This window comes from Streptomyces sp. NPDC018947, from assembly GCF_044390505.1.
Lineage (GTDB): Bacteria > Actinomycetota > Actinomycetes > Streptomycetales > Streptomycetaceae > Streptomyces.
Map to the genome: position 1 here is coordinate 83328 of NZ_JBIRZD010000012.1, position 26069 is coordinate 109396.

General features: G+C 74.2%; 25 protein-coding genes and 3 pseudogenes. 16 read left to right on the forward strand and 12 right to left on the reverse strand.

The window, feature by feature from the left end:
• Positions 1-10: 10 nt before the first annotated feature.
• From ACH499_RS22690 to ACH499_RS22700, 3 genes are all read left to right on the forward strand, one after another.
• Positions 11-568, forward strand: a complete 558-nt coding sequence (locus ACH499_RS22690) for a TetR family transcriptional regulator (RefSeq protein ID WP_356200568.1) — start codon at positions 11-13, stop codon at positions 566-568.
• 119 nt (positions 569-687) lie between these two features.
• Positions 688-1062: a nuclear transport factor 2 family protein gene (locus ACH499_RS22695; RefSeq protein ID WP_356200566.1), complete on the forward strand. Its 375-nt coding sequence runs from the start codon at positions 688-690 to the stop codon at positions 1060-1062.
• A 219-nt stretch (positions 1063-1281) separates the two neighbouring features.
• Positions 1282-2445: an MFS transporter gene (locus tag ACH499_RS22700; RefSeq protein ID WP_399018146.1), complete on the forward strand. Its 1164-nt coding sequence runs from the start codon at positions 1282-1284 to the stop codon at positions 2443-2445.
• 13 nt (positions 2446-2458) lie between these two features.
• On the opposite strand, the gene ACH499_RS22705 is transcribed toward ACH499_RS22700, so the two are convergent.
• Positions 2459-2899 carry a hypothetical protein gene (locus tag ACH499_RS22705; RefSeq protein ID WP_356200564.1) on the reverse strand — a complete coding sequence of 147 codons (441 nt, stop codon included), beginning with the start codon at positions 2897-2899 and terminating at the stop codon, positions 2459-2461.
• Positions 2900-3212: 313 nt separating this feature from the next.
• On the opposite strand from ACH499_RS22705, the gene ACH499_RS22710 reads away from it, so the two are divergent.
• Entirely contained in the window at positions 3213-3647 is a 435-nt protein-coding gene (locus ACH499_RS22710; RefSeq protein ID WP_356200563.1) for an ATP-binding protein, read from the forward strand.
• 160 nt (positions 3648-3807) lie between these two features.
• Positions 3808-4158 (forward strand): ArsR/SmtB family transcription factor, encoded by a 351-nt coding sequence (locus ACH499_RS22715; protein ID WP_399017904.1) that lies wholly within the window; start codon positions 3808-3810, stop codon positions 4156-4158.
• A gap of 152 nt (positions 4159-4310) precedes the next feature.
• Here the strand turns inward: ACH499_RS22715 and ACH499_RS22720 are convergent.
• From ACH499_RS22720 to ACH499_RS22740, 5 genes and pseudogenes are all read right to left on the reverse strand, one after another.
• Positions 4311-4775: pseudogene (locus tag ACH499_RS22720) on the reverse strand (hypothetical protein); the annotation flags it as partial.
• A gap of 251 nt (positions 4776-5026) precedes the next feature.
• Positions 5027-5179, reverse strand: coding sequence for a DUF6126 family protein (locus ACH499_RS22725; RefSeq protein WP_356200559.1), 153 nt, complete (start codon positions 5177-5179; stop codon positions 5027-5029).
• Positions 5180-5271: 92 nt separating this feature from the next.
• Positions 5272-5610: a metalloregulator ArsR/SmtB family transcription factor gene (locus ACH499_RS22730; RefSeq protein ID WP_356200558.1), complete on the reverse strand. Its 339-nt coding sequence runs from the start codon at positions 5608-5610 to the stop codon at positions 5272-5274.
• A gap of 154 nt (positions 5611-5764) precedes the next feature.
• Positions 5765-6751, reverse strand: coding sequence for a peptidoglycan-binding protein (locus ACH499_RS22735; protein WP_399017908.1), 987 nt, complete (start codon positions 6749-6751; stop codon positions 5765-5767).
• A gap of 302 nt (positions 6752-7053) precedes the next feature.
• A pseudogene (locus ACH499_RS22740) lies at positions 7054-7241 on the reverse strand (VOC family protein); the annotation flags it as partial.
• A 78-nt stretch (positions 7242-7319) separates the two neighbouring features.
• Between ACH499_RS22740 and ACH499_RS22745 the strand changes: the two are divergent.
• From ACH499_RS22745 to tpg, 9 genes and pseudogenes are all read left to right on the forward strand, one after another.
• Positions 7320-8348 (forward strand): 3-oxoacyl-ACP synthase III family protein, encoded by a 1029-nt coding sequence (locus tag ACH499_RS22745; protein WP_399017910.1) that lies wholly within the window; start codon positions 7320-7322, stop codon positions 8346-8348.
• Positions 8345-9085: a glycosyltransferase family A protein gene (locus ACH499_RS22750; RefSeq protein ID WP_399017912.1), complete on the forward strand. Its 741-nt coding sequence runs from the start codon at positions 8345-8347 to the stop codon at positions 9083-9085. The genes ACH499_RS22745 and ACH499_RS22750 overlap by 4 nt, the downstream gene beginning before the upstream one ends.
• On the forward strand, positions 9085-10563 hold the full coding sequence (locus ACH499_RS22755) for a class I adenylate-forming enzyme family protein (RefSeq protein ID WP_399017914.1): 1479 nt from the start codon (positions 9085-9087) through the stop codon (positions 10561-10563). The genes ACH499_RS22750 and ACH499_RS22755 overlap by 1 nt, the downstream gene beginning before the upstream one ends.
• Positions 10560-11336: a glycosyltransferase family 2 protein gene (locus ACH499_RS22760; RefSeq protein WP_356200551.1), complete on the forward strand. Its 777-nt coding sequence runs from the start codon at positions 10560-10562 to the stop codon at positions 11334-11336. The genes ACH499_RS22755 and ACH499_RS22760 overlap by 4 nt, the downstream gene beginning before the upstream one ends.
• The gene (locus tag ACH499_RS22765) at positions 11333-12511 is read left to right on the forward strand and encodes a cytochrome P450 (protein WP_399017917.1); all 1179 of its coding nucleotides are present in this window, start codon (positions 11333-11335) and stop codon (positions 12509-12511) included. Before ACH499_RS22760 ends, ACH499_RS22765 begins: the two co-directional genes overlap by 4 nt.
• On the forward strand, positions 12508-13419 hold the full coding sequence (locus tag ACH499_RS22770) for an NAD-dependent epimerase/dehydratase family protein (RefSeq protein ID WP_399017919.1): 912 nt from the start codon (positions 12508-12510) through the stop codon (positions 13417-13419). Before ACH499_RS22765 ends, ACH499_RS22770 begins: the two co-directional genes overlap by 4 nt.
• 162 nt (positions 13420-13581) lie before the next feature.
• Positions 13582-13878, forward strand: a pseudogene (locus ACH499_RS22775) (aldo/keto reductase); the annotation flags it as partial.
• A gap of 353 nt (positions 13879-14231) precedes the next feature.
• The gene (gene tap / locus ACH499_RS22780; protein WP_399017921.1) at positions 14232-16493 is read left to right on the forward strand and encodes a telomere-associated protein Tap; all 2262 of its coding nucleotides are present in this window, start codon (positions 14232-14234) and stop codon (positions 16491-16493) included.
• A gap of 13 nt (positions 16494-16506) precedes the next feature.
• On the forward strand, positions 16507-17064 hold the full coding sequence (gene tpg / locus ACH499_RS22785; protein ID WP_399017923.1) for a telomere-protecting terminal protein Tpg: 558 nt from the start codon (positions 16507-16509) through the stop codon (positions 17062-17064).
• Positions 17065-17182: 118 nt separating this feature from the next.
• Here the strand turns inward: tpg and ACH499_RS22790 are convergent, their stop codons facing one another.
• From ACH499_RS22790 to ACH499_RS22810, 5 genes are all read right to left on the reverse strand, one after another.
• Positions 17183-17989: a helix-turn-helix domain-containing protein gene (locus ACH499_RS22790; protein ID WP_399018148.1), complete on the reverse strand. Its 807-nt coding sequence runs from the start codon at positions 17987-17989 to the stop codon at positions 17183-17185.
• 107 nt (positions 17990-18096) lie between these two features.
• The gene (locus ACH499_RS22795) at positions 18097-18906 is read right to left on the reverse strand and encodes an alpha/beta fold hydrolase (protein WP_399017925.1); all 810 of its coding nucleotides are present in this window, start codon (positions 18904-18906) and stop codon (positions 18097-18099) included.
• A 114-nt stretch (positions 18907-19020) separates the two neighbouring features.
• Complete coding sequence (locus tag ACH499_RS22800) at positions 19021-19863, reverse strand: MerR family transcriptional regulator (protein WP_356200538.1); 843 nt, start codon at positions 19861-19863, stop codon at positions 19021-19023.
• A gap of 69 nt (positions 19864-19932) precedes the next feature.
• Positions 19933-20553 (reverse strand): LysE family translocator, encoded by a 621-nt coding sequence (locus tag ACH499_RS22805; RefSeq protein WP_399017927.1) that lies wholly within the window; start codon positions 20551-20553, stop codon positions 19933-19935.
• Positions 20554-20649: 96 nt separating this feature from the next.
• Positions 20650-22197, reverse strand: a complete 1548-nt coding sequence (locus ACH499_RS22810) for an MFS transporter (RefSeq protein ID WP_399017929.1) — start codon at positions 22195-22197, stop codon at positions 20650-20652.
• A gap of 261 nt (positions 22198-22458) precedes the next feature.
• On the opposite strand from ACH499_RS22810, the gene ACH499_RS22815 reads away from it, so the two are divergent.
• Entirely contained in the window at positions 22459-23436 is a 978-nt protein-coding gene (locus tag ACH499_RS22815) for a DUF5996 family protein (RefSeq protein ID WP_356200533.1), read from the forward strand.
• A gap of 113 nt (positions 23437-23549) precedes the next feature.
• Here ACH499_RS22815 and ACH499_RS22820 read toward each other — a convergent pair whose 3' ends face one another.
• Complete coding sequence (locus ACH499_RS22820; protein WP_399017932.1) at positions 23550-24368, reverse strand: SAM-dependent methyltransferase; 819 nt, start codon at positions 24366-24368, stop codon at positions 23550-23552.
• A gap of 395 nt (positions 24369-24763) precedes the next feature.
• Between ACH499_RS22820 and ACH499_RS22825 the strand changes: the two genes are divergently transcribed.
• Positions 24764-26044: an amidohydrolase family protein gene (locus ACH499_RS22825; RefSeq protein WP_399017934.1), complete on the forward strand. Its 1281-nt coding sequence runs from the start codon at positions 24764-24766 to the stop codon at positions 26042-26044.
• Positions 26045-26069 lie beyond the last annotated feature (25 nt).

The window sequence follows — 26069 nt, forward strand, 5'->3', positions numbered from 1 at the left end:
GCATGTCGCCATGGCCACCGGACACACCGACCCCCAGCGCCGCGACCGCATCCTCGCCGCGACCCTCGACCTCATCGCGGAGGAGGGCATCGCCCGCGTCTCCCACCGCAAGATCGCCGCGCGCGCCGGCGTGCCCCTGGGGTCGATGACGTACCACTTCTCCGGCATCGACGACCTGCTGCGCGAAGCCTTCGGCCGCTTCACCGACCACATCGTGGCGGTCTTCGACGCGTACCTCAGTACACCCGCCGATCCCGGGCAGGCCCGGGAGGCCGTCGCCGACCTCATCCACTCCCTGTCGGAGGAGAGCCAGCGCGACCTGGTCCTCACCCAGGAGCTGTACACACTCGCCGCCCGCCAGCCGTCGTACCGGGAACTCACCCACGAATGGATGCGCCGCAGCCGCGTCCACCTCGAAAGACACTTCGACCCCGGCACCGCGCGCCAGCTCGATGCCCTCATCGAGGGACTGACCCTCCACCGCGCCCTGTCCCGGCAGCCCCACGACCGCGCCCTCACGCTGGAGGCCATCACCCGCATCACGACCCCCGGCGGGCACGCTGCGTGACCCCTGGACGGCCGTCCGGGCGGCCGGAGCCCTCTTCCGCCACCTGCCCGTACGGAGGGCGTCGCCGCACGGGGATCGCGGGGCGGATGTCGCCTCGGACGGGCTGGTATTACTGGTGCATGCATGAAGAGACCGCGCAGTCCGCGATCGACACGTTCCTCTCCGCGTTCAACGCCTCGGACGACAACTACGTGACCGGGCTGCTCTCCCAGGCCCTGACCAGGGATGTCGTCTTCTGGGGGCCCTTGGGGCGCCGCGAAGGGATCGAGGCGGTCGAACAGTTCGTGCTGGACATCCGCAACCATCCGGCGGGGACCGGCACGATGGTGCGCTGCTCGGCGGTGGACATGCCGGACGAGTGGGCCCGTTACGAGTGGGTCTTCACCACGCCCGACGGAGGCCCCCGCCTGGCGGGAACGGACGTCGTCCATCTGCGACGGAGCCTCATCGACCAGGTCATCGTCTTCGCGGGCGAGGTCCGGACCGGCTCCTGAGCCGTCCTTCGCCTCGCGGCGCCGACCGACCGGGTCCCGGACGGCGAGCGGCCACCCGGTGCCCGCCACCCGGTGAAGCGGCTGACACGGCCCCGGACGCAGCGGCTGCTACATTCACCCCGTGTCCAACGCCGACGGGAGTTGCCGCGGACGGGCCGTACCCCTCGAACAGGTTCCGCAGGCGGACCGGTGAGCGCGCGCCCTGCCCCGGCCCGGCGGATGTGGCCGCTGTACGCGGCCGGGTTCACCACCGCCTTCGGCGCGCACGGCATCGCCGCCAACCTCGGCGGCCACACCGATGACGCCGTCACCTCGCTGCTCGTCCTGGGCGGACTCCTCGCCCTGTACGACGGCGCCGAAGTCCTCCTCAAGCCCCTCTTCGGCACCCTGGCCGACCGCGTCGGCGCCCGCCCGGTGCTGCTCGGCGGGCTCGTGGCCTTCGCGGCCGCCTCCGCGCTGTACGTCGCCGCCGACAGCCCCGGCTGGCTCTGGGCGGCGCGCCTCGGGCAGGGAGCGGCGGCCTCGGCCTTCTCACCGTCCGCGTCCGCCCTCGTCGCCCGGCTGAACCCGGCGGCGAGACACGGCCGGGCGTTCGGCGGTTACGGCTTCTGCAAGTCCATCGGCTACACCCTCGGCCCGCTGCTCGGCGGCGTCCTGGTGTGGGCCGGCGGCCTGCGCCTGCTGTTCACCGTCCTCGCGGCGCTGGGCGCGGCGGTCGCCGTCTGGGCCGCGCTCGCCGTTCCCGTCGTACCGCCGCTGCCCAAGGCCCGCCAGACAGTCCTCGACCTGGCCCGGCGACTGGCCGACCCGATCTTCCTCGCCCCGACGGCCGCGCTCGCGGCGGCGACCGCGGCGCTGTCGGTGGGGGTCGGTTTCCTTCCGGTCTCCGGCCGCGCGGCCGGGCTGGGCACCGTGGCGACCGGGGCGGCGGTGTCGGTGCTCGCCGGCTGCGCGGCCGTCGTCCAGCCGCGAGCCGGGCGTGCCCTGGACGACGGACGCCTCACCGTGCGGGCCGGCCTCGCCGCGGGACTGTCGGTCACCGCTGCGGGGCTGGCCTGCGCGATGCTGCCGGGGCTGACCGGCATCCTCCTCTCGGCGGCCCTGACCGGCGCCGGTACGGGACTGATCACCCCGCTCGGCTTCGCCGCGCTCGCCGCGAGCACCCCCGCGGAGCGTCTCGGCCAGACCATGGGCGCCGCCGAGCTGGGCCGTGAACTGGGCGACGCGGGCGGCCCGTTGCTCGTCGCCGCCGTCGCCTCGCAGGCCACCCTCACCTACGGGTTCGGGGCGCTCGCCGTCCTGACCGGGACCCTCGCCGTGGCGGCGTTCCTTCACCGCCGGCCGGCGGACTCCGTGTCCCTGCCCCCCGGAGGCGGCGGCTGAGAGCGAGCGGCGCTCACTGGTTGTTCAGGTGCCACGAGGACCACGGCCCGAAGCTCGTTCCCGCCACGATCTGCCACCGCAGCCTGCTGCCCTGGCTCCCGTAGGCGTTGGTGCTGCTGTTCTCGTAGAAGTCCTTGTTGCAGACTCCCCACTGCCCGACGTCCAGGGTGTAGGCGGTACAGGTGCCCATGCGGTAGGTCAGCCACCGCTGGCCGTCCCACAGTTCGTTCTCCCACCGGACGTCGAAGCTGACCGCGTCCCACTTCCGGACCCAGAACTGGTCCCCGTACTTCCTGAAGCACCCGTTCCCGCTCGTAACGGACGTGCAGATGGCGTCGGAAGGCAGGGAGCCCGGTGTGGCCTGGTCGTAGTCGGCGGCCTGCGCGGGGGACGTCCCGAGGGCCAGCGGAGCACATGCGGCCAGGGCGACCAAGAGCGCGCGGAGTTTCCTCAACGTGTCATCTCCTCGGTGTGCGACTGATCTTGCCGGATTGCCTGTGGAGCCGCTCCGAACTGACGGGGCCCTCCGGAACGCGTGCTCCTCCGGGGCCCATGACCGATCGCTGATCAGGCGAGTGTGCCCGGCGGCCGCCGGGCTGTCCACGACGACGGACCCTTTTCCGTCAGGTCCGTGTGGCCAGATGCTGAATTGCAAAGTTTCGCAATTAGTTAGATGCTGTACCGGCTGTGCCCGCCGACCGGTAGCCGCGGGCACAGCCGATCGTTTCTGCCCCGAGGCGGGGCGGTGTAGGGGAGGCCGAGGGGTCGTGTCCGTTCCGCTGTGCCAGGCCGAGACTTTGCCCCACCGGCACGTGCTCACCCTGCCGACCCTGCCGGCCGCCGTGCGCGTGGCCCGGGAGACGGCCGAGCAGGTGCTGACGGAGTGGGGGATCGGTCTGCGGCACTCCGCCGTGGACCCGGCCCTGCTGATCCTGGGCGAGCTGGTGACCAACAGCGTCCGGCACGCCGCCGTCCGCTCCCCGCAGGTGACCGTGGTCTACGCGGCGGGCGCGGACTGCCTGGCCTTCGCCGTCCACGACCGCCACCCCTGCCGGCCCCCGTTGCACGGTGCGTCCGGCGGCGGGGGCGGGGGGCTGGCCACCGTCATGGAACTGACCCTGGCCCTGGGCGGCAGCGCGGACGTCCGCGCGGACGCCGACGGGCTGGGCAAGAGCGTTTGGATCACCCTCCCCCTCAGGTGAGCCGCATCCGACGGGCCGGGGACGGTTTCCCGGAGGCGGGTTCGGCGCGGCCGGTGCCGCAGGCGAGGATGGACACCATGTTCTTGACGAATGGGTCGACGCGACGCGCCGAGCTCCGACGGGCTGCGCCGTGCCGTCGCCCCGCGGAGGAGACGGCACGATGACTACGCCGCTGTACCAGCTCAAGGCCGAGTTCTTCAAGACCTTGGGGCATCCGGCCCGTATCCGGGTCCTGGAGCTGCTGAGCGAGCGCGAGCACGCCGTCGCGGAGATGCTGCCCGAGGTGGGTATCGAGCCCGCCCATCTGTCCCAGCAGTTGGCCGTGCTGCGGCGGGCGAACCTGGTCAAGACCCGCAAGGAGGGCTCGAACGTGTACTACTCGCTGACCAGCCCCCGGGTCGCGGAGCTGCTGCGGGTCGCGCGGACCATCCTGTCCGGCGTGCTCGCCGAGCAGGCCGGGCTGCTGGCCGATCTGCGGGCCTCTCCGGGCGAGGGGGAACCGCCGTCGTGACGGCGGTCGCCTTCCGAGAACCGGACAGCCTGTGCGGGGCGGGAGGCGGTGGCTTCACCCCTCCCGGACGGTCCGGCGGGCCGGCGCAGGCGTGCCGTCCGGGCGGCGGGGGCCGGCAGACGTGAGGGCTCGCCGCGGAGAGGTCCGTGCGCGGCCCCGGTGGGCCAGAGGACCTCGACGTCGACTCCGTGGCTGCGGGCGTACGCCACCAAGTGGGCCGTCACGTCCCGGCCGTTGGACGGCGAGCCGTCCCACACCGCGAGCACACGGCCGCAGTGCCGCAGCAGACGCTCGTCGGCGGTCACGCAGGCGCCCCGGTCGCCGGGGTCGTACTCCACCAGCCGGACCTGTTCGGACAGCAGCAGCAGTTCGCCCGCCGCCTTCCGGTCCGGCTCGCCCAGCTCCGCGGGCACGCCGTTGCGCGACGGCAGCACCGTCACCAGGGCCAGTCCGGCCTTGCGGGCGGCCCGCCCGAACACCACCGGGAGGCCCTTGCCCGCGCGAACCAGGCCGGCCCCGCCCTCCCTGGCGAAGCCGGACAGCCGCGAGCGCAGCTCCTCCTCCAGCAGCGCGAGCGTCGGCGCGCTGAGATCGGGATGCCCCACAACAGCGATCACCCTGGCCTCCCCTTCTCCCCCTCACCCGGCGACGGCGACGGCCCGGCCGACACGACCTGTGGCCCACGCCGGGAGTCGAACCCATGGACGGCCGTCCGGGGGAATGAAGGCCGCCCATGAGCTGGCTTGATCATCTCCGGAGGCGGGTACGGCGTGCCAGAGCCGACCGGGGACCGGGATACGGGCCGACAGGCCCTTGCCGACCCCTGGGACCACGGACCGCCGCCGGCGCCGCCCCGTCCGCGGCTCCGCTACTTCTGGGCCTGCTCGCCGAAGTAGAACAGCAGCATCACGAAGCCCGCGATCAGGTGGGTGCCGGCGATGTAGAAGAAGGCGCGCAGCGCGACGCCCCGCTCGATCTTGCCGTTCGTGTCCCGGGACTTGCCGTTCCTGGCGTCGCTCACCGTGTCCATCCCCTTCGTCGGTCCTGCCGCGTGTGCTGACGACGGGCCCTCGTCCCGCGCTCCTCCACGCCCGCCCGACGGCGTGTCCCGGGTCACCGCGCCGCATCCGTGCGGCGCAGCTCGTCGAGCAGGTCCTGCCGCCCGGCCAGCAGCACGGACAGGATCCGGCGCGCCGCGGCCAGCAGCTCCACGACATCGCCTCCGGCCAGTTCGTACACCACCGTGGAGCCGGTACGGGTGGCGGTGACGATCCCGGAGCGGCGCAGCACGGCCAACTGCTGCGACAGGTTCGACGGCTCGACCTCGATCGCCGCGAGCAGGTCGCGCACCGGTTTCGGCCCGTCCTGCAGCAGTTCGAGCACGCGGATGCGCACCGGGTGGCCGAGCATGCGGAAGAACTCCGCCTTCGCCTCGTACAGCGGCATCGGCATCCCGATCACCCCTCCGTCGCCCCGGCAGCGGGAACAGCAACTGACCAATTGAAGAACTCTTCAAGTATAGGGTGCGAGAAGGCCGCCGAGGACGCCCCGGGGCCCCAACACGGGCCCCGGGGCGTTCGCGGCGCATCGGCGCGGGTGCGTGTGATCAGACCAGGGCGGCCCAGGTCCGGGGGCCGACCACGCCGTCGACGACGAGCTTCTCGCCGGCCTGGAAGGCGGTGACGGCCGCCTTCGTGGCCGGGCCGAAGCGGCCGTCGACCGTGAGCTCGTAGCCGTGGGCCACCAGTTGGGTCTGGAGCGCCCGCACGGCGTCGCCCTGCGAGCCGCTCCTGACCTCGACCACCAGGCGCGGCCAGGTCCTGGGTCCGATCTCGCCGTCCGCGACGAGCCCGTTGGCGCTCTGGAAGGCCTTGGCCTGCGCGGTGGTCCTCGGTCCGTAGGCGCCGTCCGCGGCCGTGCCGTGGCCGCGGGCGCGGAGCAGGTACTGCGCGGTCGTGACGTCCGTTCCCCGCGCCCCGGACTTCAGCAGCGGCCACTGCGCGGCCGGCGGCTCGGGGGCGGGCGGGGTCTCGCCGGACAGGTTGACCGGGCGGTACGGCTTGTACTCGCTGCCCGGGGCGAGCCCGTAGGTGCGCACCCGGTGGTCCGTGCCGTGGCCGCCCCGCTGCTCGAAGGCCGTGTAGGCCGTGTGCGAGGAGTCCGTCCATTTCTCGAAGATGACCACGTGGCGGGTCGTGTTGGAGCCGGACGCGTCGATCAGCAGGTCGCCCGGTTTCAGGTCCCCGAGGGAGATCGGGGTGGTGAGACTGCGGTTGGTGGCGAGTTCGACGGTGTTCGGGCCGGACTTCCACAGGCCGAGCGTCATCGAGACGTAGCCGGAGCAGTCCTGCCGGTAGCCGTCGGACCACACCGAGGTCTGGCTGTACGGAACCTGGGCGCCGTTGTTCGCGGTGAGCCAGGTGCGGGCCCGGCGGAGCATCTCGGCCGGGGTGACGGTCGCGGCCCGCGCCTCGGCCGCGGCGGCCCGGTACGCCGGGGCGGCGGGGGCGGCGGGGGCGGCGGACGCGGACGCGGGAAGCAGCGTGACGCCCGGGACGGCGAGGCCGGCGACGGCAACGGCCGTCAGGATCATGCGAGTTCGGCGAATCACGCGGGAGGGGAGCGACATGGCCCGTCCTTCGAGTGGGGGGTGAGCGGTCGGCGCACAGGGAAGAGGACGACCGAGACGCCCGTCCGTGGGTCACCACCCGGGCGCCGGTCATCATGCTCACCTCAAAACATGCCTCCCACCCGTCGCACGCGGCGAACCTTCACCGTTCCGTCGCACGGAGGAGGATCCGAAGGCACACATGCCTCCGATGTCGGGCGTCGGGGCCGGGGGGAGGAGTCCCACCGCCCGCGCCCACCTCGGCGCCACGAGGACGCCGGCGGCAGTGCGGCTCGTTCGGACTCCGACAGCAGGACGCAGAACTCGTTGCCCTCGGGTCGGCAAGCACGACCCACCCCCGGCCGTCCGGCTTCCGCCGGTCGTCCACCAGGGTGGCCCCCAGCGCCGGCAGCCGCTCGACCTCCGCCTCGCGCGAGGTCTCGGGACGCAGGCACAGATGCAGCCTGTTCCTCCCGGCAGGGGGCGATCGCTCATGCCGGGTGAGTACGAACGCTCAGGCCCGCCGTCCCGGTCGCCCCGTAGCGTCCGGCTCATGCACACAGACCAGACCGCGCAGGGCATGTCGCGCCGGGTGGGCATCACCGCGGTGGCCTCCAGTCTGCCGGAGCGCGAAGTGACGTCCTCCCGGCTCCAGGAGCGGATCTCCGCGGCCTCCGGGCTGTCCCTGCCGACGCGGATGCTCGAGCGGGCCACCGGCATCGTCTCCCGCCGGACGGCCGCGGAGGACGAGTACGCCTCCACGCTCGCGGTACGGGCGGCCCGCACGGCGCTGGAACGGGCGGGGCTCGACCCGTACGACGTGGACCTGCTGGTGTTCGCCTCCGCCACGCGGGACGTGGTCGAGCCGGCGACCGCGCACATCGTGCAGGCCGAACTCGGCTCCCGGGCGCACGCGATGGACGTGACGAACGCGTGCAACAGCTTCGTCAACGGCATCGACACCGCACGGGCGCTGATCCTCGCCGGCCGGGCCCGCCGGGCCCTGGTGGTCACCGGGGAGACGCCGAGCCGCGCGGTGCGGCACGCCCCCTCCGGCCCCGGCCAGCTCCGCGACGGCTTCGCGGGCTACACCTTCGGCGACGCGGGAGCCGCGGTCGTCCTGGAGGAGACCCCGCGGGGCGGCGTCCTCGACGTGGACACCGAGACGCACTCCGAGCACTGGGCGGCGGGTGGCATCCTCGGCGGTGGATCACGCCACCCCCGCGGCGACGAGCACACGTACTTCCACGGTGACGGCGGCGAACTGCGGGAGGTCTTCGAGAAGATCGGCCCGTCGGTGCTCGACCGGATGCGGCAGCGCACCGGCCTGGGCTGGGACGACTTCCGGCACATCCTGGTGCACCAGGTCACCGTGCCGTACCTGGAGCGGTTCGTGGAGCTGACCGGCGTCCCCCGCGACCGGCTCGTCGTCACGGTCCCCGAGCTGGGGAACATGGCCAGCGCCACGCTCGGCGTACAGCTCGACCGCGTCCACGAGGGGCTGCGCCCCGGCGACCGGGTCCTGTTCGTGGGCCTGGGCGGCGGCGTGAGCATCATGACGATGGTCTGGGAGAAGGCATGAGCGCCCTGTGGGTGGTGGTGCCCGCGCACCAGGAGGCACGGCGGATCGGCGCCACGCTGGACGCGCTCGCGGCCCAGCGCGACCGGGACTTCACCCTCGTCGTCGTGGACAACGCCTCCAGCGACGGCACCGCCGCGATCGCCCACGACTTCGCCCGCTGGGCACCCTTCCCGGTGCACGTCCTCAGCGAGCCGGAGAAGGGCGTGGGCTGCGCCGTGGACACCGGCTTCCGGTACGCGATCGAGCACGGCGCGACGCTGCTGGCACGCACCGACGCCGACTGCCTGCCGCGGCCCGGCTGGACGGCCGGTGCCCGCGAGGCCCTGCGGCACGGGGCGGGCCTGGTGTGCGGACGCATCGACGCACGACGCGACGAGCACGGACCGCTCGGGCGGGCCGCGTTCCGCGCGCTGGTCCGCGCCGCCGCCCTCTTCGGCCGGATCCGCCCCGCCCACCGCCGCTCCCACGGCTACCTCGCCCCCTACCGGATGCACGCCGGCAACAACATGGCCGTCACCGCCGCGCTGTACGAGGCCGTCGGCGGGATGCCGCGCCGCCCCTCCCCCACCGACCGGCTGTTCCTCAACCGGGTGCGCCGCCGCACCACCGCCATCGTCCACGCCCGCGACATGGTCGTGGAGAACTCCACCCGCCGGCTGCGCGCCTACGGCCTCGTCGGCACCGCCCGCTGGTACCTCGACAAGGGCCCGGGCCGTCACGGGGAGGACCCGCGCTGATGCTCGACACCCTCGACCGCGCCCTGCGGCGCCACCCCGAGCGGCCCGCCGTCCTCGGCACCACCCGCACCGGGGCCGTACGGACCAGGGCCACCTGCGGGGACCTGACCGACCTCGCCGACCGCTGCGCCGCCGCCCTGCACGCGCGGGGCGTCGCACGCGGCGGCACCGTCGGCGTCGCCGTACGGCCCGGCCCGTGGGCGCTGGCCGTGATGCTCGCCGCGCACCGCCTCGGCGCCCGGGTGGCGGTGCTCGACCCGGGCGCCGGGCCGGACGTGCTGCGGGCCCGGCTCGCCCTGGCGCGTCCCGACGTCGTCCTCGCCGACGCCACCGCCCAGGCGGTCGCCGGCTGGGCCCGGCCGCTCGCCCGCCGGGCCCGTCTGGCCCTGCCGGACCTCGCGGAGCTGGGACCGGTGGCCACGGTCGGGCCGCGGCTGCCCGGCTGCGCCCCGGCCCTGGACGCCGGAGCCCGGGCCGTGCCACTGCCGCCCCCGGTGGACGGGGACGGCGACGCGGTCGTCGTGTTCACCTCGGGCACCACCTCCCGGCCCCGCGCGGTGGTGCACACCCGCTCCTCGCTCGCCGCCGGCATGGCCACGGTGGCCGAGCTGGTCCGGCCCGAGGCCGGGCGGCCCGTCCTCGGCGGCACCTTCTTCGTCCTCGTTCCGTCGCTCGCGAGCGGAGCGCCGGTCGCGCTGCCCGCCCGCTGCGCACGGGTGCTCTCACGCCAGGTGCGCCGCCTCGCCCCGCAGGCCACCTATCTGACGCCGCCGCAGCTCAGGCGGCTGCTGGCGGAGGGCGGCCGGTTCACCGGGCGGGTGTGGACCGGGTCGGCTCCCGCGAGCGCCGGCCTGCTCACGCGCGTCAAGCGGGCGGGCGCCGACGAGGCGTGGGGCGTCTACGCGCTGACCGAGCTGTTCCCCGCCGCGGCGGCCGAACAGGCCGACAAGGCCGCCTTCACCGGCGAAGGGGACCTGGTCGGTGCCCCGCTCCCCGGCGTGACGGCCAAGACCGACGCCGCCGGGGAACTGCTGCTGTCCGGCCCCGCCGCCCGCGACCGCTACCTGGGCGAGGACCCGCAGCCGTGGGTCGCCACCGGCGACCGAGCGCGTCTCGACGGCGGCCGGATCGTGCTGGAGGGCCGGGCCAAGGACATGGTGCTGCGGAACGCGGAGAACATCTACCCGGGGCTGTACGAACCGGCGTTGCACGTGCCGGGCGTCGAACTCGCCCTGCTCGTGGGCGTACCGGCCTGCGACGGCGACGAGCGCCTGGTCGCCGTCGTCCAGCCCGACCCCGGGGCGGACCACGGCGCGCTGCGCACGGCCCTGGCCGGGCCGCTGGAGCGCATGGGTTCCGCACGGCCGGACGCGGTGCTGTTCGCCGGGATCCCGCTGTCCGGCCGCTCACTGAAGCCCGACCGCGCCGCGACCGCACGGCTCGCCGCACGGCACCTCGCCGCACGGAGGCGGCGATGACCGCGCCCGGCGGGGCACCCGCGCTGTGGGTCGTCGTCCCGGCCTACAACGAGGAGAGCGGGATCGGCGCCACCCTCGCCGCGCTCGCCGCCCAGACCGACACCGGCTTCGCCCTCGCCGTCGTCGACAACGCCTCCTCCGACGCGACCGCCGCCGTCGTGCGCCGCTTCGCCGCCGACGCGCCGTTCCCCGTGCACCTCGTCCACGAGGAGCAGCGGGGCACCGGTGCCGCCGCCGACACCGGTTTCCGGTACGCCGTCGCGCACGGCGCCGAACTGCTCGTGCGCACGGACGCCGACTGCCTGCCCGCCGCCGACTGGATCGCCGAGGCGCGCCGGGAGTTCGCCCGCGGGACACAGATGGCCTGTGGCCGCAGCCTGCCGCGCCGGGACGAGCGGCCCTCGCTCGCCGAGCGCCGTCTGCTCCCGGCGGTCGTCCGGGCCACCGCGTTGTACGGGCGTCACCGCGCCGAGCACCGGCACCCGCGCTACCGCGCCCCCTATGTGCTGTGCCACGGGCACAATCTCGCCATCACTGCGGCGCTCTACCTGCGCTGCGGGGGCGCTCCCCGCGTGCCGCTGGAGGGCCCGCCGGAGGACGTCGTCCTCCTCAACCGGGCGCGCGAGCACAGCGACCGGATCACGAGGGCCGAGCGGATGGTGGTCCACGCCAGCCTGCGGCGTCTGCGGGCCTGGGGCGCCCGTCGCACCCTGCTCTGGTGCTGGGACCGCCGCTACCGCCCTGCCGACCCGAAGCAGGTGCACGTCCGATGACCACGGTTCCCGACGCTCCCGTCACCCCCACCGTCCCCACCGACCCCGCCGCGTCCGCCGTTCGTGCCGCCCGGCGCCGCGACCGGCGCGTGTACACCCGCTCCCACCCCGTGCTGTTCGCCCTCCTCGCCGCCACCCGCCGCAGCCCGGTCACCCGTATCGGCGGCACGGTGCTGGTGCACGGCACCGAGCCCTGCCGGCAGGCCCTCACCCGGGTCCCGCTGGACCGCGCCGCGCCCGGCACCACCGGGGGCGCCGCCCGCGAACTGTCCGCCGGCGGCCTGCTGTTCGACCAGGAGGGCACCGGCCACCGCGCCGCACGCCGCACGCTCGCCGACGACCTCGGCGCGGCCGGGGTGGAGCGACTGCGCCCCGTCTGGCGCGACGTCCTGGCCCGCCGCCTCGCCCCGCTCGCAGCGGGCCGCGACGTCGACCTCGTACCACTGGCCCGCGAACTGGCCGGCGCCACCGTCCGCGCGCTGCTGCGCACGACCGGCGACCCGGAAGGCATCGCCAAGGCCGCCGCCGAGGCGGCGGCCTTGGCCGTACGCGATCATCTGCCCGGCCCCCGGCCACCGGGCACCGCACGCGCGGCCGCCGCGGCGGCGGCGCGGCTGGAGGCACTGCTCGCCCCGGACCGGCCCGGCGGGGAACCGGAGCCGGCCCTGCGGGCCATGCTCGCGGTCGCCGCCGTCAGCACCACCGTCGCGGCCCTCCCGCGGGCCGCCGCCTGGTGCGCCGACGCGCGCCTGTGGGAGCAGGCGGCCGACGACCGGCTGCGCCCTGCCCTGGTGGCCGAACTGCTGCGCGTGACGGCACCCTCCCCTCTGCTGCCCCGCGTGACGGCGGCCGACGCGGACCTCGACGGCTGCCCGGTGCGGTCCGGGGACCGCCTGATCCTCGTGGCCCGGCACGCCGCCCGGGCCCACGACCGGCGGCCGGACGCGCTTCGCCCGGCTCCGCCCGCCGTGGCCCAGCTCGTCTTCGGGGCCGGGCCGCACGCCTGCCCCGGCGCACGCCTGGCCCGGGCCCAGCTCGACGACGCCCTCGCCGCCCTCGCCCCGCACCGCCCCACCGTCCGGCGCGCCCGCGTGGACCGGGGCGCCGCTCTGCCCGGCTGGCGTTCCCTCACCGTCCGGGCGGGCGACGTCGACCGGTCCGGGGAGGAGCGATGACCACCATCGCCGTGACCGGGGCGAGCGGCTTCTGCGGCTCCCACGTGGCGGTGACGGCCGCCGCCCGCGGCGCCGACGTCCTGTCCGTCGGGCGGCGTCCCGGCCCGGTCGGCCGGCACGTCCCGTGGGACGCCGCACGCGACGTGCCGGACCTGTCCGGCGCCGACCTCGTCGTGCACTGCGCGGCGGCCGTGGGCGATCCGGTGCCCGGCTCCCCGGCGGAGGCCGCGATGCACGCCGTCAACGTCGACGGCACGGCACGGCTGCTGGAGGGCGCCGCCGGCCGACCGGTGGTGTGGGTGAGCAGTGCCAGCGTGTACGCGCCGGGGACCGGACGCTCCCGCGTCACCGAGGACCATCCGGTGCGCGGACACCTGAACGCGTACGGCCGTACCAAGGCCGCCGGTGAGGCGCTGGCGCTCGCCGCGGGTGCCGTGGTGCTGCGGCCGCGTGCGGTCTACGGCCCCGGGGACCCGCACCTGGTGCCCCGGCTGCTGGCCCGCGTCCGCCGCGGACTGCTCCTGCTGCCGGGGCCGAGCGTCGGCCTCAGCCTGACGGCCGTCGGGAACCTCACCGACGCCTGCCTCGCGGCCGCCGGCTGGCCGCCGGGCGCGTACAACATCGCCGACCCGGCGCCGTACGACCGGGACGAGGCGATCCGTACGGTGCTGCGCGCCCACGGTGTACGGGCGCGCATCGGCCACCTCCCCCTGCCGGTGGCGCGTGCCGCGGCCGGCGCCGCCCAGACGCTGGCCCGCCTGCGACCGCACACGCAGCCGCGGCTCACGCGCTACGCGGTCGACCAGCTCGCGCACTCCGTCGTCCTGGACGTGTCCCGGGCCGAACGCCAGGGGTGGACCGCGGGACGGACCCTCGCGGACTACGCGCACGGCCTGTCGAGCGGGTGAACGGCCCCACGGCGGCCCTCTCTTACGGAGGCGGCGTCCCGGCGGCGGGAAGACCGTCGGAGGAAGGGCCCGTGTCCCCGGCCACGGCTGGGCACTTGCACCGGACACGTCCGACCGGACCCGGCCGACCAGGGCCTGTCCCCGGCGCACGTCGCCCAGCAGATCGACGCCTCCCTCACCCGTCCGAAGACCGACCACGTCGACCTCTACCAGGCACACCGCTTCGACCCCACCGTCCCGGTCGAGGACACCCTCGAGGCGTTCCAGAAGGTCGTCGACCAGGGCAAGGCCCGCTGCATCGGCTTCAGCGAGTGGACCCCCGAACAGATCCGGGCCGCCATCGACGTCGCCGGCCCCGACCTGTTCGTCTCCTCCCAGCCGCAGTACTCCATGCTGTGGCAGGCCCCCGAAGGCGAGGTCTTCGGCCTGTGCACCGCCCACGGCATCTCCCGGATCGTCTGGTCCCCCCTCGCCCAGGGCGTCCTCACCGGCAAGTACGAGCCCGGCCGGCCCGTCCCCGAGGGCATCCGGTTCGCCTCCGCCGACATGGCGGTCTCCCAGGACCTCGTCAACAGCGACGCGAACGAACGCCGCCCCCTCCGGCGTGGAGCTCTCCGACGACCTGCTCACGGCCGTCGACGAAGCCCTCGGGGACGTCCCCGTCACCGAGCCGACCCTCGCACCCGGCGCCCTGCCCGGCGTGAAGCACCGCTGACACCGACCGGGCTCCCCGCACGCCACGTACGGTCTCCGTACGCGAGACATACGCTGGATGTACGCTCCGTGGGCTACAGTGCGGGCGGAGGTGCCAGGTGTCCGAGTTGTTCGATGCGGTGGACGCGCTGATCGCGTCCCGCTCCCCGCTGCCGCCCCCGGCCGAGCGGAGGCGGCTGCGGCAGGCCCACGCGCTGACCCTGGACGAAGTGGCCGCCGCCCTGGGCGTGCGGCGGGCGACCGTCGGCGGCTGGGAGTCGGGCAGGACCGAGCCGCGACCGCCGGAACGGGAGGCGTACGCGCGTCTGCTGAAGCAGCTCGCTCAGCTCTATCCCGCCCCGGAGAACACCGACGCGCCGCAGGAGGGCACCGAGACACCACAGAGGTCCGCCGGCCCGGAGCCGACGTCCCGGACACAGCGGACGAGCGGGCGGGACCGGGGAGCCGGCGCCCCCGCCGAGGCCGGGACACCCCCGGCCGCTCCCCCGACGGCCGTCGAGACCGCGGCCGTCGAGACCGCGGCCGCCGCGCCGCCGCGTCCCCGCAGCACCCCACCACCGCGGTCCTCGCACCGCCCGGGCGTGCAGGGGGCCGCGTCCTCGGGCACCGCCGTGTCCGCCGGTGCCTACGCGCACGGGCCGCTGCTGGTCATCGACGCCGACGCCGACCGGAACGTCACCGGCCACGGCGTGGGCGGTCTGCTCCTGGAGGTACCCGCCAAGTCGCTGCCCTCCCTGGTGGAGTGGACGCTCACCGAGGCGCGGATCGGGGCGGAGAGGCTGCACGGCTCGGGCAAGGACGCCGACCCGCTGCTGGTGCTGACCCGGTCGGCGTGCGAGCGCTACGGTCTGCCCGGCCGGCTCTCCGACGCCGAGCGGCTCGCCGGGCGGCTCCCGGACGGCCACAAGGTCATCAAGCAGCTGGAGCGCGCCGACTGGCGGCTCACCAAACGGGGACTGGGGCCGTGGGCGCGGATCTACCGCCCCGCCCAAGGCGGCCGCCGGCGGTGCGTGCAGCTCTGCGTCCCGTCCTGGCGCGCCCTCGACGACCGTGCCTGGGGCCGTGCCGCCGGCCTGCATCCGGCGGAACTGGCCCGCGTGCTGGGGGTGTACGCGGACCGTGTGATGACGCCGGTCGGCTCCACCGCCGTCACGGGGCTGGAGCTGATGACCGCACTCAACCCGCCCACCCGGGCCGGCGAACCCGACGAGAAGGGCAAGCGGCACTCCGAGCACCGGCCCGGCTCCCTGGGCACCGAGCCCATGGACCCGGCGCCCTGCGAGGCACCGGACGGGCATCCCGTCCTCGCGCATCTGCCCCGCTTCCACGTGCGCGGGCCCGCTGAGCGGCTGTTCGAGGAGGCCTACGACTGGGCGCGGGATCTGACCGACGCCGAGTGCATGCGGCGCCACCTGGTCGGCATCGACGTGAACCTGGCCTTCGGCGCGGCCGCCAACGGTGCGGTCGTCGGCCTCGCCTCCCCGCCCGTGCACGTGACCGACCCCGCCTTCGACGCGACGGTGCCCGGCTCCTGGCTGGTCGACCTGTCCCACGTCGACCTGTCCCGGGTGAGGGTCGCCAAGCAGTGGCACCGGCTCGAAGGCGACCTGCTGCCCAGCCCGTTCACCCCGACCGGGGAACGCCCGACGGGCCCGGCCTGGTACGCCACCCCGACGGTCGCCTACGCCGTCGAACTCGGCTACGACGTCGCACCGCTCGAGGCGTGGGTGCGCCCGGAGAGCGGACGGTTCCTGGACGGCTGGTACAAGCGGCTGCGCAACGCCTACGTCGCCACCATGGCCGATCTCGGCGTGGGCGAGGAGCTCGGCCCGCGGGAGTTCCTCACGGCGATGGACGGCTACCGCAGCCGTGATCCGGAGATGGCGATGGTCCTGGACGCGATCAAGATGACCGTCAAGGGCGGCATCGGCAAGCTTCAGGAGAAGGCACGCGGCGGCGGCTGGAAACCCGGACACGCCTGGCCCGCGCTCGCCCGGCCGACGTGGCGGCCGGACATCCGCGCCACCGTCGTCTCCCGGGCCCGGATCAACATGCACCGCAAGATGCTCGCCCTGGCGGCGGCCACCGGACAGTATCCGGTCGCCGTCCTCTCCGACTGCGCCGTGTACGCCGCCGACGGCTCCGGCCCGCTGGACGTCCTGCCCTACGGCGCCGACGGCAGGACCGTGCCGGGCAGCTTCCGCGTCGGCGTCTCGCCGGGCATGGTCAAGCACGAGGGGACCCAGAGCGTGCTGTGGGGGGCGGACGTCCTCGAACAGCTCGGCGCCGACGGCAAGGTCGCCAACCTCGCCCGCTACATCAAGACCGGCGAGGTCACCGCCAAGGACACCGGAGAGTAGGAGAGTCACGCCGATGGTCACGGTCGGGGAGGAGCTCGACAGGGCGGTGCAGGGCGCGTTCACCCGTCCCGTCCCCAAGTCCGCCGGGGCGCAGATGCGTTACCTGGTCCGGCAGCACCGGGGCAGCACCCGGCTCGTGGCCGAACTGCTCGGCATCAGCCGGCGCACCGTCGAGCGGTATGTGAAGAACCGGATCAGGACGCCGCGGCCCCAGCTCGCCGAACGCCTCGAACGCGAGGTACGCGCACGCTGGCAGCCGCAGGTGCGGGCCCGGGCCAAGCAGACGGCGGCCACCACCGGCGGCATCATGATCGACACCCGTGCCCGGTTCGGCTTCACCGCCGCCCCCGGCAGCACCGACGACGCCCGCCTGCGCCACCTGACCCTGGCCCTGCCCCCGCAGCACGCCGCCCGGCTCTTCGAGGCCCAGGAGGGCGGTGCCACCGAGGACCAGCTCCGCCGGATCGCCGCCGAAGCCCTCGGTGAGGTCTACTTCCGCGACAACGGCCGCCGCGCCCACGGCCTGGAGGTGGAACTCACCGACGTCGCCCATCTGGAGTTCGAGCTCTGACCGCTCCTGGAGTTCGGCGTCCCACCCGTCGAACCGGGAGCCGAAGCGCGGTAGTTGTCACCGGGGTCGCCGAACTGGGCGCGCCGACACCACCGCCGGTGCTCTCGTGGGACTCGGCTCACCTCGTCGGAACCTGGCGGACCGGAGAGGTCGACGGCGGCAGGTCCGCGAACGAGGTCGGCCACGCGACGTCGTCGATGGCGAGCCACGGCGCAGCGGCCACGGCGGTGGGTGTCACCCCGGTGAACGCCTTGACCTCGCGGTGGAGGTGGGCCTGGTCGACGTAGCCGCTCGCGGCCGCCACCTGGGCGGCCGCGTTACCCGCCGCGAGGAGACGGGCGGCATGGTCGAAGCGCACCAGCCGGGCGGCGTGCTTGGGGGTGAGGCCGATCTGGGACCGGAAGCGGGACCACAGGCGCTTGCGGCTCCATCCGACCTCGTTCGCCAGGCTGTCGACGCGTACCCGTCCCCGGCTGGTGCGCATCAGCCACCAGGCGGCGGCGACCTCCGGATCAAGCGACGGGCGGGCGCTCAGTCGTCGGCCGAGGACATCCACTGCGATCGCGAACCGCTCGTCCCACGACGTGGCGGCCCGCAGCCTGTCCTCGGCTCGCCCGGCGTCGCGGCCCCAGACATCCTCCAGGGAGACCACCGTCCCGCTGAGGTCGGTCGCTGCGCCGAGCCCCGCGACCGCCAGGACCGGCGACAACCGGATCTGGAGGCACTCGATCCCCCCGGCCGCCCGGCCCCCGATCCGAAGGTCGCGCGGTACCAGTCCAACGACCGTGCTGCCGCATTCGCGCCTGCCGCGGGCGTCGTAGACAAGGCTGTCCCCCTCACTCAGGTCCACGAACAGAGTGACCGAGGGGTGCGCGACCATGGCGATGTCCACGTGGGCCGGGGCACGTTGACGGAACCCGGCCATGCCGACTCCCGGGAGTCCGCCCGGCTGCCGGGGCACGGCGACCTCCACCGACGCCCAGTCAGGTGGTGATTCGGTGGACCTCACGGCACCAGGCTAGGCGATGAGTGTCAGCGGCCCGTAGCCGCGAAGCCCAGCAGCAACTCGCCGGTGGCCTCCGGCGCTTCGAGCATGGGGAAGTGCCCGACGTCGGGCAGTTGCTCGACTCGCGTGTTCGGCACCGTGTCGTAGTGGTGCGCCGAAGACGGATCCCAGCGGGGGTCGGCAGCGCCGAAGATCACCAGAACCGGGACGTCGAGTGCGGTCAGGCGCGCGGGTACGCTCCGCTCGGCGATGTACGCGCCGTTCTGGCGCAGCACCGTCCTGAACGTGCGGTAACCGATGCCCCGTACGTCGGCGACCAGGTCGTCCGGGACGTCCACCGGGCGGTTGCACACCGCGGTCACCCCCCGGCGGAGCATGGCGTCGGTACGGACTCTCCAGAGAAGCGGGCCGAGCGGCGGGTCGATCAGGACCCGAAGGAGGACGGGCTGCGGAAGGAGCGCGTCGGGACTCGGGCCACTGCTGATCAGTGCGAGCGAACCCACCAGGTCCGGCCGCTGTTCGGCGAGGGCGGTGGCGATGTATCCGCCGCTGGAGTGCCCGGCCACGGTGACCGGACGAAGGCCGAGCTCATCGAGCGCCGCGGCCAGCCTGGCCGCCTGCTCAGGTACGTCGTACGACGGCGCGGGCGGGGACTGACCGTGGCCCGGCAGATCGACCCGGATGACGTGATACCGGCCGGCCAGTGCCGGCACCACCGGTCCCCAGGAGCTGCCCGAGGCCCCCGATCCGTGGATGAGCACCAGCGTCGGCGCCTCCCGCGGGCCGTCGTGGACCATGTGCATGCCGTGCACGTGCTCGCCGTCGTAGATACCCATGCACGGGAGGATGCCTGGGTTGCCGGCCTCGGTCTTGTACAAATGTCGTCACGGGGCCGATGACTGGTGCGGCCGGTACGTCAGTTGTCCGGGTGACCGGCGCCACCGGCCTTGTCAGGACCGCGACCCGGTGGGTCGGGCCCGGGTCACCGGCGCCTGCAGTTCGGTCACCCAGTCGTCCCGGTCGTCCGGGCACTCCAGGTTGACCTCGCGGGGGTATCCCGTCGACCGGTGGCCGTTGGCGTCGATCCAGCGGGCCAGGGTCTGGGCGGTGGCCAGCACGGTGTCCATCGGACCGCGGTGCACGACGGTCGCCGCCCGGTCGAGCGCCGGCAGGTCCAGGACGCGGACGGCGCCGTCCTGAAGAGGGGCGGAGACCTCGACGGCGGCGTGGACACTGATGCGGCCGTCGCCCTCCGGCGCGTCCTCGTAGTAGGAGACGCCGGGACCCGTGGGCGCGATGCCCGCCGATGCCAGGCGGCGGAACAGCTCCTCGTAGAGCGGCCCGACGACCGGACCGATGTGCTCGGGCTCGAAACTCGCCGCGGTGGCGCTCAGTTCGGCCACCCGGACGGTGGGGACGTGCTTGAGGACGACGTCGTTCGTGGGCATGTGACCCTCGCTCTCGATCGCGCGGATCCTCGCCTCGACCCGGACCAGCCCCGCTTCCGCCGCCGCCACGGCCGCCTCCAGTTCCGCCCGCCGCAGCCGCAGCATGCCGAGCAGTTCCTCGACGCTCACCTTCTCGTCCACGATGCTCCCCACCTGCTGGAGCGTGAAGCCGAGGTCCTTGAGCGCGACGATCCGGTTGAGGCGGGCGAGTTGGGCGGCGGTGTAGTGGCGGTAGCCGGTGACGGGGTCGACGTGGGCAGGGCGCAGCAGGCCGGTCGCATCGTAGTGACGCAGCATCCGCACCGAGACGCGGCCGTGCCGGGCGAAGTCTCCGATGGTGAACATGATGTCCTCCAGTCGACCGCCTGACACGGTGTGAGGGTCAAGCGGTTCCGCCCACGTCGCCTACCGGCGTCAGGGCTGGGAAGCGGCCACCTTGATGCCGAACCCGATCAGGACGACACCTGTGACGCGGTCCATCGCGCGTCGTACGGCGGGCCGCTCGAAGAAGGCGCGGGCCTTGGCGAGCACCAGCACGTAACCGCCGAGCCAGACGAGGGTGAGGGCCGCGTGGACGAGGACCAGCAGGGACATCCCGAGGTGGGGCGAGAAGCCGGACGGCGCCAGGGTGGGGAGCAGACCCGTGTAGAAGACGGCGATCTTCGGATTGAAGACGTTGCTGATCAGTCCGGTGCGCCACGGGTTGCCCGACGGGGCCGGGGCGCTCGCCTCCGGGGTCGCCGAGCGGCCGCGCCGGCTCTGCAGCAGGGCCTGGACCCCCAGGAAGCCGAGGTAGAGGGCACCGGCGAGCTTGACGACCGTGTACGCCGTGGCGGAGGCGGCCAGGACGGCGGCCAGGCCCACGACGGTGAGCGCGCCCCAGACGAGCAGTCCCGCCGTGATGCCCCCGACCGTGCGCAGGCCGTCCCGCCAGCCGGACGCGATGGCCCGCTTCGTCACCACCGCCATGTCGGGGCCGGGAACCATGGTCAGGACGGCGAGCACACCCGTGGCCGCGAGGAACTGGACGAACATGGGCTCAGTGTCGCACCCGGGGCCGCGGGCCCTGCAGCGGGGCGGGCCCGGTTCAGCAGGGCGACGACCGTCCTGCCGGACGCGCTCCGGCCGCCCTCATCCGGCCGCCTCCCTCCCCCGCCGTCCCTCCTCGTGCCCTCCGCGGGGCGCTTCCGGGCCGGGTTCCAGGGGTGGGCAGGTGAGGGAGAGGTGGGAGCGGCACAGGGGGTGCGGGGCGGTCTCGACGCGGTGGCGTTCGCGCCGGGGCCGGACGAAGACGGCCGCTGTCGCCGAGGCGGCCAGGAACAGGACGACGGTGACGACGGCGGCGCGGTGGAAGGAGCGGTTGACCGCGGCGGCGGAGGTGTAGGCGTCACCGGACAGGCCCACCAGGAGGGGCAGCGCGGCGACGATCAGCAGTTGGGCCACCCGTGCCGCCGTGTTGTTCACTCCGCTCGCCAGTCCGGCGTGCCCGGCGTCGACGGAGGCCAGGACGGTCGCCGTCAGAGGCGCCACGAACAGGCTCATGCCCAGGCCCATCACCAGGACCGGTGGGAGGACGTCCGGCAGGTAGGCGGAGTCCGGTTCGACGCGGAGCAGCAGCAGCGCCCCGGCCGCGGCCACCAGCGGGCCCGCGACCAGGGGCAGCGCCGGCCCGACGCGCTTGGCCAGGGCACCCGCGCGGGCGGAGAGCAGCAGCATCAGCACGGTGATGGGCATCGTGGCGAGGCCGGCCTGCAACGCGTCGTATCCGAGCGCCGTCTGAAGCTGGACGGGCAGCAGGAACAGGACACCGCCGATGGCCGCGTACAGGAACACCGTCATGCCGTTGGTCGCGGAGAACAGCCGCGAGGAGAACAGGGACAGCGGCATCATCGGGTTCCCGGCCCGGCGCTCCACCGCCAGGAACGCGGTCCCCGCGGCCACGGCGACCACCGCCGGCAGCACGATCCGCGGGACGGAGGCGCCCGCCGAGGCGCTGATCAGCGCATAGCTCACGCCTCCCAGCGCCACCGCCGCCAGGCACGCGCCCAGCGTGTCGAACGGCCGGCCGGCGGCGGCGGGATCACGGCTCTCCGGTACGAAGACGACGGCGACGACCACGACGGCGACCGCTATCGGCACGTTGATGAAGAAGATCCACCGCCAGCCCGGCCCGTCGATCAGCCAGCCTCCGAGGAACGGGCCGAGGGCGCCCGCCACACCGGTCAGCCCGGACCATGCCCCGACCGCACGCGACTGGTCGTCGGGATGGAAGGACGCACGGACCAGCGCCAGCGAGCCCGGGGTGAGCAGCGCGCCGCCGACGCCCTGCAGTGCGCGGGCGGCGATGAGCACGTACTCGTCGGGGGCGAAGCCGCACAGGGCCGAGGCCCCGGCGAACCAGGCGGCGCCGAGCAGCAGCGTGCGCCGTCTGCCCAGCCGGTCGCCGAGCGCGCCGCCCCAGAGGATCAGCGCCGAAAGGGTCAGCATGTAGGCGTTGACCACCCACTGGAGCACCGACAGGGAGGCTCCCAGGTCGCGCCCCATCCTGGGGAGGGCCACGTTGACGACCGTGCCGTCGAGCATGGCCATGCCGGACGCGAGCACGACGCACGCCAGGACCCAGCGTCCACGTGCCGAGGCCAGCCGCAGGCCGTCGGTGCCGTCTCCGATTCCGCTCACGACTCCAGCCTGCCGGTGCCCGCTGCCCGGCGCCCACCGGGGGCAGGCGCCCGGGGGCGGAAACTGCCGACCAGGCGTAGCGTACGCAGAGGCCGCAGCCGGCCGAGCGGTGGCGGTGAGGCGCTCGACCGGGCGCCCCCGGACGCGTCCGATCACCAGGGACGGCGCCTGGTGGAGACGGCCGCGCGGCCGCGCGGCCGACACCCGCGCGGGGCGAGTGCCGCCCGCCGGCAAGTCCGAGCACCCGAACGGTAGTTGATCATGGAGCTCTTTCCGGCCCTGCCCTACGCGTCCTGGACCCCGACCAAGGAGACGATCCACCGGTTCACCCAGATCGTGGGGAAGGTGCGGCTCGCCTTCTCGCAGCGCCGCAACCACTGGTGGAACGTGCCGTACCACCTCACCGGCCGCGGGATCACGACGCGCCCCATGGGGCTCACGGACAGTGGTGAGTTCTTCTGCGTGGACTTCGACTTCGTCGACCACTCCCTGAAGATCGCGCATTCCGGCGGTGAGTGCGTGACCTTCCCCCTCCAGGGACTGAGCGTCGGCGCGTTCCACCGGCGTCTGGTGGGCTCGCTCCGCGGGCTCGGGGTACCGTGCGACATCGCGCGCCCCTATCCCTACGACCTCCCGGACTCCGGGCGGCCGTTCGCGCAGGACACCGAGCACGCGACGTACGACGCGGCGCAGGCGCACACCTACTGGGTGGTCCTCTCGCAGGTCAATCTGGTCCTGGAGCAGTACGCGGCGCAGTGGTCGGGGAAGACCAGCCCGGTGCACCACTTCTGGCACACCTTCGACATCGCCGTGACCCGTTTCTCGGACAAGAGGGCGGAACTGCCCGCGTCGGCCGACGAGGTCACCCGGGAGTCCTACTCGCGGGAGGTCATCAGCGCCGGCTTCTGGTTCGGCGACCCGACCTTCCCCGAGCCCGCGTTCTACTCGTACACCGCGCCGGAGCCGAAGGGGCTGGAGGAGGAGAGACTCAGCCCGCCCCGGGCGTCGTGGGTCCCCCTGCGGGGCAGCCACCTGGCCGTGCTGCGCTACGACGACGTCCGGGGCGGCCCGGCCCCGCGGGAGACCGTCCTCGCATTCCTCGAGAGCGCCTTCCGCGCGGGCGGCCGGCGCGCGGGCTGGGACCTCGACGCCAAGGCGTGCCCGGGCGGTGTCACCTGCGAATCCGCGCCCCCGGCATCCGACTCCCGTCGATCGCGACACGAGTCCGGCCTCGACTGAACGGTCGTCGCGCCGAGGCACTCCTTCGACGGTGACGGGCCGACGCCGACGGAGACGGCCCGAGGAGGTGGGGCGCCCACTGCCGGGAAGGGTCCCCTGCCGGGCGCCGCGGTTCAGGGCTTGCGGGCCAGGCCGGCGACGATGAGGCGTTCCCAGACGGTGAGTTCGCGCTCGACGTCGCCGTTCAGGGGGCCGTCGACCGGGTCCGGACGCCACCGTGGAGCGGGGACCATGCCCGGTTCGAGGATCTCCAGCCCGTCCAGCAGGGCCACGATCTCCTGGTCCGAGCGCCACCGGCCGCGGCCGAACGTCTCCTGGAGCACCTTCTCGGCCTCCGCCGTCTCCGGGTTGTCGCCGGAACGGAAGTGGCTGACGAAGAAATAGCTTCCGGACGGCACCTGGTCGCGCCAGTGGCGGACGATCCCGGCGGGGTCCTCCTCGTCGTTGACGTGGTGGAGGATGGCGCTGAACATGACGGCCACCGGGCGGCCGAAGTCGATGAGCTCCAGCGTGTCCGGGTGCGTGCGGACACCCTCGGGGTCGCGGACGTCGACGGGGACGACCCGTGTCCGGTCGTTCTCCTCGAGCAGCGCGCGGCCGTGGACCAGCACCTGGGGGTCGGTGTCGACGTAGACGACGCGGGACTCCGGAGCGTGCCGTTGCGCGACCTGGTGGACGTTGTCGGCGGTCGGGAGACCACTGCCGAGGTCGATGAACTGCCGTACGCCGGTGGTCGCGGCGATCGTCCGGACCGCCCGGGTCAGGGCCGCGCGGTTGGCGAAGGCGATCGCCACCGAACCGGGGAGGTCACGCTTGAACACGTCGCCGATCTGCCGGTCCACGGCGTAGTTGTCCTTGCCGCCCAGCAGGTAGTCGTAGACACGGGCGATGCTGGTCCTGGTGCGGTCGATCGAGGAGCCTTCTTCCGTCATGGCCCCCATCTTCGCCGGGGGCGCTCCCGGTTGACCACGCCTCGGACGGAAGGCCGGCCGGCACCCGCCCGCCGAGGTCTTCGGGAAGCGAACCGGTACCTGCTCGCCACGGCGGCGCTCACCGACGTGTTCCGCGGCATCCGGGACGGTGCCGCGGGCCTCGCGGGCCCGGGCCGGTTCCTCGGGAACTCAGTTATCCGGGATACCGATGCTGGCCCCGCCTCCCCCTTCCGTCGCGAGCGGAAAAGGGGAGGGAAATCCGGTTGTCAGGGGGAGAAGTGCCAGCCAAGTGGGAAGCGACGAGGCCGGCCACAAGCCTGAACCCTTGTGACTCGGTCAGCTTTGGTATACAAAACACGGGCTACTTGCACCCCCACCTGGAGACCGGAGTCGTCATGTGTCTCGAGCCCTCCCCTCCCCCGCCGGGCCGTCCGACGCGGCGCGGTGTGCTCGCCGGTGCCGCCGCCCTCGCGGGAACCGCGGCCGTCCTCTCCGCGGCGCCACCCGCCGCCGCACGCAAGGGTGAACCCGCGCACCCGGCGGGCCCGTACGGCGACCTGGTGATCGAGGGCGGCACGCTGCTCGACCCGGCCACGGGCGAGGTCACCGAGGACGCGGTCGTCGTCATCCGCGACGGCACGGTGGACCGGGCGGGCGCGCGGCGCAAGGGAGCCGTTCCCGGGCACCTTCCCCGTCTCGACGCCCACGGCCGCTGGGTGCTGCCCGGCCTGGTCGACGCCCACATCCACCTCAGCACCGTCGCCGAGGCGCGCGCGGCCGTGACCCGGGGAGCCACCAGCGCGCGAAGCGGGTCCACCACCTTCTACCAGGACATCGCCGTCCGCGAACTCGCCCGCCGCCGGCCCGTCTCGGCGCCCCGGCTGAGGGCCGCCGGGGTGTTCGTCACGCCCGACATGGGCGACTCGGTGCTCGCCGACCCCGACCTGGCGGCCCTGGTCGGCCAGAAGGACGGCGTGCGTTCGGCCGAGGCCCTCCGGCGCGTGGTCGACGTGAACGCCGCACGGGGCGCCGACGTGATCAAGACCCGGGTCAACGAGCGTGCCGGGCTGCCCGACCAGGACCCGCTGACGCAGGTGTACTCCTACGAGCAACTGGCCGAGGTGGTGGCGGCGGCCCGGCGCCACGGCAAGGGCGTGCTCTGCCACGGCTACAGCGAGAAGGGCTGCGACGACGCGGTCCGGGCCGGGATCCGGTCACTCGAGCACGGAGTCTTCGTCCACGAGCGCACCCTGCACGACATGCGGAGCAGGGGAACGTACTTCACGCCCACCCTCACCGCCATCGCGGGGCTCGCCGAGTCGTCGGACCCGGTGCTGGCCGAGCGGGGCCGCACCTATCTCCCGGTTCTCGAGGACGCCGTCCGGACCGCGCACGAGGTGGGCGTGCCCCTGGCCGCCGGCACCGATTCGTCCGGCGGAGAGGTGACCCCCATCGGACATGAGATCGAGCTCATGCACGCCGCCGGGCTGTCGCCGCTGGACGCGATCCGCACGGCCACCACCAACGCGGCACGGCTGCTCGGACTCCCGGGGACCGCCGGCCGCCTGGCACCCGGTTACGCGGGCGACGCCGTCGTCGTCGACGCCGATCCGCTGAGCGACGTCTCCGCGCTGTCCCGGCCCGTACGTGTCGTGCGCGCCGGCCGGATCTGCTGAACGTCCCGGTCGCACCCGGCGCTCG

Coding starts and splice junctions, on each gene's coding strand:
- ACH499_RS22700 (WP_399018146.1), top strand. CDS start 1,282: ATGTGGCCGCTGTACGCGGCCGGGTTCACCACCGCCTTCGGCGCGCAC.
- ACH499_RS22800 (WP_356200538.1), bottom strand. CDS start 19,863: ATGTTCACCATCGGAGACTTCGCCCGGCACGGCCGCGTCTCGGTGCGG.
- ACH499_RS22730 (WP_356200558.1), bottom strand. CDS start 5,610: ATGCCGATGCCGCTGTACGAGGCGAAGGCGGAGTTCTTCCGCATGCTC.
- ACH499_RS22760 (WP_356200551.1), top strand. CDS start 10,560: ATGACCGCGCCCGGCGGGGCACCCGCGCTGTGGGTCGTCGTCCCGGCC.
- ACH499_RS22820 (WP_399017932.1), bottom strand. CDS start 24,368: ATGACGGAAGAAGGCTCCTCGATCGACCGCACCAGGACCAGCATCGCC.
- ACH499_RS22750 (WP_399017912.1), top strand. CDS start 8,345: ATGAGCGCCCTGTGGGTGGTGGTGCCCGCGCACCAGGAGGCACGGCGG.
- ACH499_RS22695 (WP_356200566.1), top strand. CDS start 688: ATGCATGAAGAGACCGCGCAGTCCGCGATCGACACGTTCCTCTCCGCG.
- ACH499_RS22745 (WP_399017910.1), top strand. CDS start 7,320: ATGCACACAGACCAGACCGCGCAGGGCATGTCGCGCCGGGTGGGCATC.
- ACH499_RS22765 (WP_399017917.1), top strand. CDS start 11,333: ATGACCACGGTTCCCGACGCTCCCGTCACCCCCACCGTCCCCACCGAC.
- ACH499_RS22805 (WP_399017927.1), bottom strand. CDS start 20,553: ATGTTCGTCCAGTTCCTCGCGGCCACGGGTGTGCTCGCCGTCCTGACC.
- ACH499_RS22715 (WP_399017904.1), top strand. CDS start 3,808: ATGACTACGCCGCTGTACCAGCTCAAGGCCGAGTTCTTCAAGACCTTG.
- ACH499_RS22690 (WP_356200568.1), top strand. CDS start 11: ATGGCCACCGGACACACCGACCCCCAGCGCCGCGACCGCATCCTCGCC.
- ACH499_RS22770 (WP_399017919.1), top strand. CDS start 12,508: ATGACCACCATCGCCGTGACCGGGGCGAGCGGCTTCTGCGGCTCCCAC.
- ACH499_RS22815 (WP_356200533.1), top strand. CDS start 22,459: ATGGAGCTCTTTCCGGCCCTGCCCTACGCGTCCTGGACCCCGACCAAG.
- ACH499_RS22735 (WP_399017908.1), bottom strand. CDS start 6,751: ATGATCCTGACGGCCGTTGCCGTCGCCGGCCTCGCCGTCCCGGGCGTC.
- ACH499_RS22825 (WP_399017934.1), top strand. CDS start 24,764: ATGTGTCTCGAGCCCTCCCCTCCCCCGCCGGGCCGTCCGACGCGGCGC.
- ACH499_RS22790 (WP_399018148.1), bottom strand. CDS start 17,989: ATGGCCGGGTTCCGTCAACGTGCCCCGGCCCACGTGGACATCGCCATG.
- ACH499_RS22795 (WP_399017925.1), bottom strand. CDS start 18,906: ATGGGTATCTACGACGGCGAGCACGTGCACGGCATGCACATGGTCCAC.
- tpg (WP_399017923.1), top strand. CDS start 16,507: ATGGTCACGGTCGGGGAGGAGCTCGACAGGGCGGTGCAGGGCGCGTTC.
- ACH499_RS22755 (WP_399017914.1), top strand. CDS start 9,085: ATGCTCGACACCCTCGACCGCGCCCTGCGGCGCCACCCCGAGCGGCCC.